Source organism: Stenotrophomonas sp. HMSC10F07, assembly GCF_001807895.1.
GTDB lineage: Bacteria > Pseudomonadota > Gammaproteobacteria > Xanthomonadales > Xanthomonadaceae > Stenotrophomonas > Stenotrophomonas sepilia.
On the sequence record NZ_KV791423.1, the window covers coordinates 1 to 9799 of the forward strand.

The 9799-nt window shown below is 68.3% G+C and carries 11 protein-coding genes; 6 read left to right on the top strand and 5 right to left on the bottom strand.

Translation table 11 applies throughout. The annotated features are described in order from the left end of the window. Positions 1-312 precede the first annotated feature (312 nt). Complete coding sequence (locus HMPREF3114_RS14825) at positions 313-1140, top strand: isocitrate lyase/PEP mutase family protein (protein ID WP_070489943.1); 828 nt, start codon at positions 313-315, stop codon at positions 1138-1140. Between the two features lie 33 nt (positions 1141-1173). Here HMPREF3114_RS14825 and HMPREF3114_RS14830 read toward each other — a convergent pair whose 3' ends face one another. Continuing rightward, positions 1174-1707, bottom strand: a complete 534-nt coding sequence (locus tag HMPREF3114_RS14830; protein ID WP_070489944.1) for a hypothetical protein — start codon at positions 1705-1707, stop codon at positions 1174-1176. Positions 1708-1832: 125 nt separating this feature from the next. Here HMPREF3114_RS14830 and HMPREF3114_RS14835 point away from each other — a divergent pair, with 125 nt between their 5' ends. Beyond that, positions 1833-2429, top strand: coding sequence for an NAD(P)H-dependent oxidoreductase (locus HMPREF3114_RS14835; RefSeq protein WP_070489945.1), 597 nt, complete (start codon positions 1833-1835; stop codon positions 2427-2429). Between the two features lie 16 nt (positions 2430-2445). Then, positions 2446-3039 (top strand): TetR/AcrR family transcriptional regulator, encoded by a 594-nt coding sequence (locus tag HMPREF3114_RS14840; protein WP_070489946.1) that lies wholly within the window; start codon positions 2446-2448, stop codon positions 3037-3039. Between the two features lie 13 nt (positions 3040-3052). Here HMPREF3114_RS14840 and HMPREF3114_RS14845 read toward each other — a convergent pair whose 3' ends face one another. Further along, complete coding sequence (locus HMPREF3114_RS14845; protein ID WP_070489947.1) at positions 3053-3835, bottom strand: D-alanyl-D-alanine carboxypeptidase family protein; 783 nt, start codon at positions 3833-3835, stop codon at positions 3053-3055. Between the two features lie 133 nt (positions 3836-3968). Here HMPREF3114_RS14845 and HMPREF3114_RS14850 point away from each other — a divergent pair, with 133 nt between their 5' ends. Continuing rightward, complete coding sequence (locus HMPREF3114_RS14850; RefSeq protein ID WP_005419685.1) at positions 3969-4535, top strand: GIY-YIG nuclease family protein; 567 nt, start codon at positions 3969-3971, stop codon at positions 4533-4535. 7 nt (positions 4536-4542) lie between these two features. On the opposite strand, the gene HMPREF3114_RS21225 is transcribed toward HMPREF3114_RS14850, so the two are convergent. Then, positions 4543-4686, bottom strand: coding sequence for a hypothetical protein (locus HMPREF3114_RS21225; protein WP_005419683.1), 144 nt, complete (start codon positions 4684-4686; stop codon positions 4543-4545). A 98-nt stretch (positions 4687-4784) separates the two neighbouring features. Between HMPREF3114_RS21225 and HMPREF3114_RS14855 the strand changes: the two genes are divergently transcribed. Beyond that, positions 4785-5696 (top strand): LysR substrate-binding domain-containing protein, encoded by a 912-nt coding sequence (locus HMPREF3114_RS14855; protein WP_032954576.1) that lies wholly within the window; start codon positions 4785-4787, stop codon positions 5694-5696. Here the strand turns inward: HMPREF3114_RS14855 and HMPREF3114_RS14860 are convergent. Together HMPREF3114_RS14860 and HMPREF3114_RS14865 are read right to left on the bottom strand one after the other, a co-directional pair. Continuing rightward, entirely contained in the window at positions 5680-6396 is a 717-nt protein-coding gene (locus HMPREF3114_RS14860; protein WP_053498313.1) for an ABC transporter substrate-binding protein, read from the bottom strand. The genes HMPREF3114_RS14855 and HMPREF3114_RS14860 overlap by 17 nt on opposite strands. Positions 6397-6668: 272 nt before the next feature. Next, the gene (locus HMPREF3114_RS14865; protein ID WP_070489948.1) at positions 6669-7508 is read right to left on the bottom strand and encodes an arylamine N-acetyltransferase family protein; all 840 of its coding nucleotides are present in this window, start codon (positions 7506-7508) and stop codon (positions 6669-6671) included. 202 nt (positions 7509-7710) lie between these two features. On the opposite strand from HMPREF3114_RS14865, the gene HMPREF3114_RS14870 reads away from it, so the two are divergent. Continuing rightward, a partial coding sequence (locus HMPREF3114_RS14870) for a methyl-accepting chemotaxis protein (RefSeq protein WP_141750828.1) occupies positions 7711-9799 on the top strand: 2089 nt, incomplete at its 3' end.

Below are 9799 nucleotides of genomic sequence, written 5' to 3' on the forward strand. Positions count from 1 at the left end.
GGCGGCGGTGGCGGTGGACGCGCTGGCCAGGCCGCCGGCGGCCAGGCCGGCCGACGCGATCAGGCGCCGGCGGGTGGGCGAGAGCAGGTCGGCCCAGTGGGCGTCATCGTCGCCTGCGTCGGTGAGGGGCTGCGGGTCCGGGTGCATGAGGTGCTCCGTGGCGGCATTGTGGGGGCAGGCGTCCACGCTCGGGCAGGGCTGCCGGTGGCGTCCAATGAGCAGCCGGCATCACTTCATGCACGGCTGCCTTCGTCGCCTTGAGCGCGACCGAACGGCGGGCTAGGGTGCAGGTCTACCGCCCCGGAGCCCGCCATGGCCTCGCCTGATGCCGACACCCTGCGCAAGCGCGCCAGCTTCCGCCAGTTGCATGCAGCAGGATGCTTCGTGCTGCCCAATCCGTGGGACGTCGGCAGTGCGCGCTATCTGCAGCGGCAGGGCTTCCAGGCCCTGGCCACCACCAGTGCCGGCTGCGCCTGGAGTGAGGGGCGGCCGGACGGCGCGGTATCGCTGCAGGCCACGCTGGAGCACCTGCGACTGATGGCGGCGGCGACCCCGTTGCCGTTGAATGCCGACTTCGGTGATGGTTTCGGCGCTACACCACAGGCGGTGGAGGAGGCGGTGGCCGCGGCGCTCGCTACCGGCATTGCGGCGTTGTCGATCGAGGACGCCAGCGGCCTGGCCGATGCACCACTGAGGCCCATCGAGCAGGCGGTCGAGCGATTGCGCGCGGCGCGTGCGGCCATCGACCGCGCGGGCGGCGACGTGCTGCTGGTCGGGCGAGCGGAGAACTTCTTCGTGGGCGCACCGGATCTGCATGACACCCTGCGGCGCCTGCGTGCCTATGCCGAGGCCGGAGCCGATGTGCTGTACGCACCGGGCATCAGTACGCGCGAGCAGATCAGTGCGGTGGTCGCCGCCGCGGGCTCGAAGCCGGTGAACCTGCTGGTCGCTGGACCCACAGCACTGAGCCTGCAGGACATCGCCGCACTTGGCGTTCGCCGGGTCAGCCTGGGCGGTGCGCTGGCGCGTGCCGCGTGGGCTGGATTGATGCAGGCGACCCAGCCGATCGTGCAGGACGGACGCTTCGATGGCCTGCAGCAGGCGGCGTCCGGGGCTGCCTTGAACGCGTTGTTCCAGTAGCCCCGCGCCCTGCATGGCGGGAAGGGCCGGCGACTACAACGCCTCGATCTCCCGCTTGGGCAGGATCACGCCGGGTTCCAGCGCTGGCAGCAGTTGGCGAAGCAGGCGTGGATTGTCCTGCAGCCCCGTGCCATCCAGATACGTCCACCCGGAACCGCCAATGCGGCGCACGGCCACCATGAACGTGGTGCTGCGCATCGGGGTTTCACGCACCCGTACCAGGGATTGGCGTGGCACGAAGCAGACTTCTTCCTCCCCCGCCGCATAGGTCCGGGTCGGCACACCGACGTCTTCGCTGATGACCACCACGCCGCCGCTGTGCTGCTTCTTCAGCGCATCGCGGGTGATCGCCTGGAAGGCCTCATCGCCGCCGGCCAGCCGTTTGAGGCTGGGATGCGTACGCTCGATGAGGAAGTCCGCATCGCCGCGGGCGTAGGCAGTCATCAGGGCGCGCACATCATCGCGCAGGGCCTTCGCGTCACTGGGACTGAGCTCACCCGCGAAGGCGGATGGCAGCGACAGCGACAGCAGCAGCGTCAGTATCGTCAGGGGCAGGCGTCGATCCATGTCCGGGTGTCCCACAGGGCATCGCTGCACTATACGTTGGACGCGAAAACAGCGTCCCATCGGTGGCGCTGGTTTCCCCGGAATCGCTACTTACCATTGGTAGCTATTGATTCCTGGAGATTCCCATGCACAGCCTCATTGTCATCGCCCACCCTGAGTCCGGTTCGCTGACCCACGCGATGGCGCGTCGCATCGGTGATGCCATTGCCGCGGCCGACACCGGCAACACCGTGGCCTATGCCGACCTGATGGCTGAAGGCTTCGATCCGCGCTTCAACCCGCAGGACCAGGCCTTGTTCCGCAGCACCGGCGCGGTACCCGCCGATGTCGCTGCCGAGCACGCGCGGCTGGATGCCACCGATACCCTGGTGCTGGTGTTCCCGTTGTACTGGTGGTCGTTCCCGGCGCTGCTGAAAGGCTGGATCGACCGCGTGTTCACCAACGACTGGGCCTACGCACAGGATGCGCAGGGCAGGCTGGTGAAGAAGCTGCAGCGCCTGAATGTGCATCTGGTCGGCTTGGGCGGCGCCGACGCAGCCATGGTCGAACGTCGTGGCTACGACGCGGCAATGAGGACGCAGATCGACATGGGCATCTTCGACTATTGCGGCGCACGCGTGCTGTCGTCCCACCTGCTGCTGGACGCCGATACCGGTGCCGCTGACGCGCATCTGCAGACCGCGCTGGCGATCGGCCGTAAAATTGGTGTTCCAATGCGCTGATCGCCGTGCTCCGCCGATGCCCGCCAACGCCACCCCCACGCGCCGCCGAATGACCCGGGAGCAACGCACCCGCCAGTTGCTGGATGTGGCCTGGGCACTGGTCCGCGGAGAAGGTACCGGAGCGTTGACGCTGGGGCGGCTGGCCGAGGCGGCGGGCGTGACCAAGCCTGTGGCCTACGATCACTTCGTGACCCGCAATGGCTTGCTGGCGGCGCTCTACGATGACTATGACGGACGCCAGACCGTGGTCTTCCACGAGCGCATCGGCCGCGCCCGGGCGCAACTGGTCGATCGGGCGGCGGCCATCGCCTCCGGCTACATCGACTGCGTCCTCAGCCAGGGCAGTGAAGTGCAAGGCATCCTCGCCGCGCTGGTGGGGGCGCCGGAACTGCATGAGGTGCGACGGCGCTACCAGCAGGATTTCATCGACAACTGCCAGGTCTGGCTGGGCCCGTTCGCCGCCGACGGCACGGTGTCGCCGGCGGGGCGCTGGGCCATTCTCGGTGCGGCTGAAGCCCTTTCAGAGGGCGTGGCTGCCGGCGCGCTGGACAAGGCCGGTGCCGTGGCCGAGCTGCAGCGGCTGATCGTGGCGACGGTCAAGCGGCGCTGAGCCGCACGAGCGGTCAGCCGCCGGCCAGGGCGGCGAATCCCGCGGCCAGCTGGTCGCGCACCAGTGCGTCGCGCGCGTCGCGGCTTGCAGAGCCCAGCACCACGGTGATCAGCCGTACCGGCTGGTCCCGCCCGGGTACTGGCCGGCACGCGGTGGCGGCCAGGCAGAAGCCTGCGGCCTGGGTGTAGCCGGTCTTCAAGCCGTCCACGCCGTCTTCGCCGAGCAGGGCGTTCTGGTTGCTGCGGTTGAAGCTGCCATGGGCGAACGCGCGCTGCGCGGTGATCGCCAGGATCTGCGGATGATCGTTCAACAGGCGGGCGGCCAGCACCGCCATGTCGCGCGCGCTGGAGACATGGTGCGGTGTGGTGATGCCGGACACGCTGGCAAACCAGGTGCTGCGCAGCCCGAGCTGGCGTGCGTGCAGGTTCATGCGTTCCAGGAATGCGGCCTGCGATCCGTCCAGGTGACGCGCGATCGCCAATGCAGCGTCATTGCCGGAAACCACCATCAACCCTTCCAGCAGGCGTGCCAGAGTGATTGTCTCGCCGGGCACCAGGCCCATGCGCGTTTCATCATCGGCCACGGCATGCACATCGTCGGCGGCGATGGTGACCGGGTCGTCCCACGAGCGTCCGTTCTCTTCGACGCACGCATAGGCGGCATAGGCGGTCATCAGCTTGGTCAGCGATGCCGGTTGCCGCGCGGCTTCAGCGTTGTGCTGGTGGATCACCGCGGAGGTTGCCGCTTCCAGGGTGATGGACGAAATCGGTAGGGGGGCGGGCGCAGCAGACGGCATGGCGGGCGGAGATGGCAGCGACGGTCAGCAAGAATAGTTCTTGCCGGCTGCACGAAGCCGCACTGCCGGAGCGCTACAGCGTCCACGGCAACGCCCGGTTGCGCCCGGGCTGGGGTCGAGGCAGCCTGCGCACATGCAATCGGATATCCGCATCGACGGTCGTGTCTTCACCTACGTCTTCCCGTGTGCGTGGGAGGACTACGCGAAGATCGGCTTTTCGCGTGATCCGCTCGGACGCATCAGCGCATTGCATCGGCGATGGTTCGAGTTCTTCGACCTCGATGCCGGTGCGCTGGTGGAAGCGGAGGGCGAGCGCGATGCACGTGATCTGGAGCTGCAGCTGCGTTCGCCGTTCAAGGCGCACCGCGCACCGGCACCGATGACGATCCAGCACAAGGCTGGGGGTCGTACTGAATGGGTACGTGGTGCCAACCAGGCCTTGTCGCTGGCAATTGCTGCGTTGGGTGAACAAGGCTATCGCTGTTACCCGCTGAAGGCATGGCTGCAGGCGGCGCTGCGCCTGCGCATGGACCGGCTGCACGACTGGGCTGTGGTGCAGCTTCCGGAAGAAGAAGGCCTGCGGATTCCCGGTGGCCCCGGTGAGGGCGTGCTGCGTGACACGCTCGACGGTTGCCGGGCACTGGATATCGATCCAATGCCCTGGCTGCCTGAATACGTCCAACGCTGGTACACAGGTTGAGCCGCGTTCAACGGGTCCCCGGCTGCTGAACCGGCGCGGCCGGTTGCGCCGCGCATGCAGGGGAGGCGGTGGACGGGCTGGCCAGCTGGCGTGCCAGCTCGGCGTTGGCCACATGGCCGTGCAGGAACAACAGGCTGCCGAAGATGTTCATGAGCGTGCCTCCACTTGAGTGGATTGCACGATACGGGCAGCATGGAAGCGCAAAAAGCGACATTTTCGCAAGCATGCCTTGAGAGGAATTCAAGCCTGATGTCCCGTCCGCCCCTTCATGCCCTGCAGGGATTCGTGGCCGCCGCGCGGCTGGGCAACCTGTCACGGGCAGCGGCATCGATGAATCTGACCGTCAGTGCGCTCAGCCATCAGATGCGCCAGCTGGAAGAGCGGCTCGGGCAGCCACTGCTGGTCCGCCAACCGCGTGGCGTCGCCCTCACCCTGGAGGGGCAGCGCCTGCTCGACCAGGTCGGCCCGCATCTGGATGCGATCAACGAAGCTTTCCAGCCCTATGCGGCCCGCGCCGAGCACGTGCTGACGATCAGTGCGGTGCCGTCGATGGCGTCGGCGTGGCTGGTGCCGCGCTTGGGTCACTTCGTGGCTGAGCACCCACAGATCGAGATCAACCTGCAGTCGAGTGAGCGCCTGATTGATTTCGAGCGCCAGCGCCAGTTCGACGCCGCGCTGCGGCTGGGCAGCGGGCAGTGGCCGGGCCTGGTGGTTGAGCCGCTGTTCGACGAGTGGCTGCTGCCGATGGCGAGCCCGGCGCTGATCGAACGCATGGGAGGGATCGACCGGGTGCCACTGAACCAGTGGCCACTGCTGGGGGACCCCGATGGTGCGTGGGGGGCCTGGTTCGCGTTGAGCGGGCAGACCCCGCCGTCGCGCTTCGTAGCGGTGCTGGATGATTCGGAGGCACACCACCGTGCGGCGCTTGACGGGGTGGGCGTGGCGCTGGGGCGGGTGACGCGGGCGCGCTTGTTGCTGGATTCCGGCCAACTGGTTGCGCTGTCCAACCTGCGCCTGAAAACCGCCTGGCCGCATTGGCTGGTCTACCCGCAGCGTTCGGCCCGCCACCGCGGCTTTCTTGCCTTCCGTGATTGGCTGCACGCGCAGGCTGCCGAACACGTGCGGCACATGGCGGACGCTACACTCATCGCACCAGCGTGACCGCCTGCCCGCCACGCGCGAACGCCTCCTCCAGCAGCGAGCCGGCCTTGATCGCCTGCACTTCCTTGAACAGCGCCTGCAGCGCGTCGGCGGGGCGCGATGCCGGCGCCGCCACCGCCTGCTGGATCGCGGTGAAACGGTCGGCCAGCACGCGGTGGCCGGGATGCGCCCGCGCCCATGCTTGCAGCGGCTGGCGCACGCCGGCGGCGGCATCCAGGCGCTGCAGATCGAACAGGGTGATCGCAGCCGCCGACGTCTCGGCCCGTTCGATCGTGGCGTGGCGCAGTTCGCGGCTGAGAAACAGGTCGTAGGCTGCACCGCGGCCCACCGCGATGCGCAGCCCCTCGCGGTCGAGGTCGGTCACCTGCTGCGCGGGACTGTCCTCGCGCACCAGATAGGTGCCTTCGATCTCCACGTACGGAGCACTGAAGGCGATGAGGTCGGCGCGTGCCGGATCGATGGCCAGGAAGGCCAGATCCCAGCCGTCTTCGCCTGCCGCAGCGACCACCGAGGCTGCGGCATCGTGACAGGTGAAGCGTGCCTGCACACCCAGGCGCTGCGCCAATGTCGTGGCCAGCTCCACCGACGGTCCGCGCGGTGAGTGCGCATCGCCCTGCGCCAGCACCGGGTTGCCCAGGTTGATCGCCACGCGCAGGAAACCCTGCGGTGCGAGCGCACTTTGGTGTTCGGCCAGGGACATGCAGGACTCCGCGAGGAAAGGGGCAGCCAGCATGCCAGCACTGCCCTGCAAGGGGTGTCATGCTGCACGACTGCAGGATGGCCTACCTTCCGTTTGCCGACGAGGCCGCAGGTGTCGGTATGGACTTGGAGGTGAGCCTGGCGCGTGGCCGAGATCTGCGACAGTGAAGGCAACCGCATTGCGTTGCAGGCGCACGCAGCTCTGTAGAGCCGAGCCCACGCTCGGCTGCTGTTGGCCCAGCCGCCCAAGCTCAGCCGAGCATGGGCTCGGCTCTACAAGGTCGCGGCGCGTGAGCGCTGCAGCCAGTCGTTGATCGCCGGATCGAGCCGCGGGTCGTCCGGCAGCTGCATGCCGAAGCCTTGCTGCAGCACGTCGCGCACGTCGGCAACATCGTGCAGCGGACGCTTGTCCGGTGCCTGGCCGGGGCGGTACTCGGTGTAGTTGCCGCTGCCGATGGTGCGTCGCCAGTCCGGCCCGGTCAGCGACGCGCGCAGCTGGCCAGGGAAGCTGGAGTCGGGATGGGTGCACACGTACCAGTTGCCCACCACGTTGTCGATCGGTGCCGGCACGTGTAGGTCGAAACGGTACATCGCCCGCCAGCCGTCACCGGATTCGGCGGACAGCACGAAATCCCCCTCGCCGGGCAGCCGCTGCAGCAGATAGCGTTCGTGCGGCGTGGCCTGCGGCTGCGGATCATGCAGCCGCAGCGGCACGGTCGGGGTCAGGCTGCCGAAACCGGCATCCACCAGCCAGTCATCGCCGTCCACCTGCACGCGCAGCAGCAGGGGGGTCCGTGCGGTCAGTTCGCCGTCCTGGGCAGCCAGCAGCACGCGCGCGCTCAATGGCTGTGCATCGAAGCCCAGCGCCTGCAGCAGCGCCAGCAGGCCGCCGTTGAGTTCGAAGCAGTGGCCGCCACGACGGTCGTCGAGCAGCTTGCGCTGCACGCTGTCCAGGTCGATCGGTACCGCATCGCGCAGCAGGCAGCTGAGGGTCTCGAACGGCAGCACTGCGTTGTGGCGCTGCTGCAGCAGGGTCAGGCCGGCCAGCGTCAGCGGTGGCGGGGCATCCAGCTGCAGGCGCTGCAGGTAGCGGGGGACATCGAGCGTCGTCATGGCGGCACCGGGCGGGAGGGGAGGTCCACTGTGCTCCCCCAACCGGGGTTGAGGTCAAGGGCGCTGGTCGTGTCACGCCAGCGTCGCCTGCACCCGGTACAAAGGCCGCGTCCGCCCGTCACCGCTGGGCCAGGACGACGAAAGTTCTAAAGTTGCCTTGAATCCGGCCGATACAGGGGCGTCCTTCTGCCTGGAGTCTGTCATGTCGGCCGTTGCCCCCCACCTCCGGTCCCTGCGCACGCGGCTTGCGGCGCTGCGCCCGGCGTCCTCCGGCCTGCTGCTGTGGCTGCAACCGCATCGGCTGAGCGTAGCCAACAAGCTCAAGGCGACCTTGTGGGTCTGTGGCCTGGGACTGGTCGCAATTGCCGCCGCCTATGCCTGGACCGGGCATGCCAGCACGCAGGCTGCGCGCAGCCAGGCCAGCTACCAGCGCGGCAGTGATCTGGCCGCGCGCCTGGCCACGCGGGTGGCCGAAGCGCGCCGCCTGCAGATCCAGTATGGACGCAGTTTCGATGATGCCGACCGCGCGCAGCTGCTGGCCACGCAAAAGGCGCTGCAGGACGATCTGCAGGCGCTGCGCACGATGCCGATGGATGCCGGCCGGCGCAAGGCCCTGCAGGCGCTGACCGAAGCTGCAGACGCGTTCTCGCAGGGTGTTGCCGACCTGTTTGAACGGGTCGACGAGATGGGCCGTGGTGAGGCCGGCCTCGCCGCGCAGCTGCAACAGGCTGCAGACACGCTGCAGGGGCAGGTGGATGCGCAGCAGCGGGATGCGCTGGCGTTGTCCCTGCAGAAGATGCGGCGACAGGAGGCCCTGCTGCTGCTCGACGGTGATTCCACCCACGCCGACCGCGCCAGCGAAGAAAAGCTGCCGTTCGATCTCGCGCTGGCGGGCCTGCCCGCGGATGCGCAGGTCACCCTGCGCACCGGGATGGATGCGTATCAGGCCGCATTGCTGGGGTATACCGCGGCCCGCGTCGGCCTGGATGTGGAAGCGCAGTCGCTGCTGGATACCGCCGCGCGCGTAGCGCCTGCGCTGGCCGCATTCCAGCAGGCACAGGTGGCGGCGCTGGCCGGGGCGCAGGCACGCCAGCAGGCCGGCGCGCGCACCATGAGCGTGCTGTTCGCACTGACCCTGCTGCTGGTGGCCGGCGTGCTGATCACCAGTCTGGTCCTGGTGCTGCGTGCGGTGCGCCAGCCGATCCAGGACACCCTGCGCTTCGCCAGCGACATCGCTGACGACTGCTTGGACACCACCCTGCGCGTCTACAACGCCAACGACGAGATCGGCCAGCTGGCGCAGCGCCTGGTCGACATGCAGCAGCGCCTGCGCGCGCGTATCGAGACCGAGCGTGCCGTGGCGCGCGGCAACACCCGGGTGCGCCAGGCATTGGACAGTGCACAGACCGGTTTGATGGTGATCGATGCGGAAGGGCAGGTCGCCTACGCCAACCCGGCATTGCTGCAGCTGCTTGACCTGCGGAACGAAGCGCTGGTGGGCAGCGACGCGGTACGCCTGCATCCGGCGTTGGCCAGCCTGGCCGGCGTGCGCCAGCGCGAAGCGCGCGAGATCGGCCATGCCGGCACGCGTTACCAGCTGATTGCCAACCCCGTCATCGATGAAGGGCAATTCCTCGGCGTAGCGGTGGAATGGCGCAGTCGTGCGCTGGAGACCCTGCTGGAAACCGAGGTCGCTGCCCTGGTCGATGCTGCAGCACACGGCGACCTGCACGGTCGCATCGCGCTGGAGGGCAAGCAGGGCTTCGTGCGCACGTTGTCGACCAGCATCAACCGCCTGCTGGCGACGTTTGAAACCAACCTCGGCGACCTGCAGGCATTGCTGGCTGCGCTGGCCCGTGGTGACCTCAGCGTGCGCATGGAGGGTGAGCTGCAGGGCGTGTTCGCGCGCATGCGCGATGATGCCAACGCGACGGTCGCACAGCTGGGCCACATCGTCACCCGCATCCAGCACGCCACCTCCAGTCTCGATACCGGCGTTGGCGAGATCGTTGCCGGTCATCAAGATCTGTCACAGCGCACCGAGCAGCAGGCCGCCAACCTGGAAGAGACCGCCGCTTCCATGCACGAACTGACCGATACGGTCGGTCGCAATGCTGATGCCGCAGGCCGTGCCGACGCGCTGGTCAAGGGTGCGGCTGCGGTGGCGCAGCGCGGCGGCGAGGCTGTCGGCCAGGTGGTGGCGACCATGCAGGGCATCAGCGAGGCATCGCGGCGGATCGGCGACATTACCCAGCTGATCGACGGCATCGCCTTCCAGACCAACATCCTGG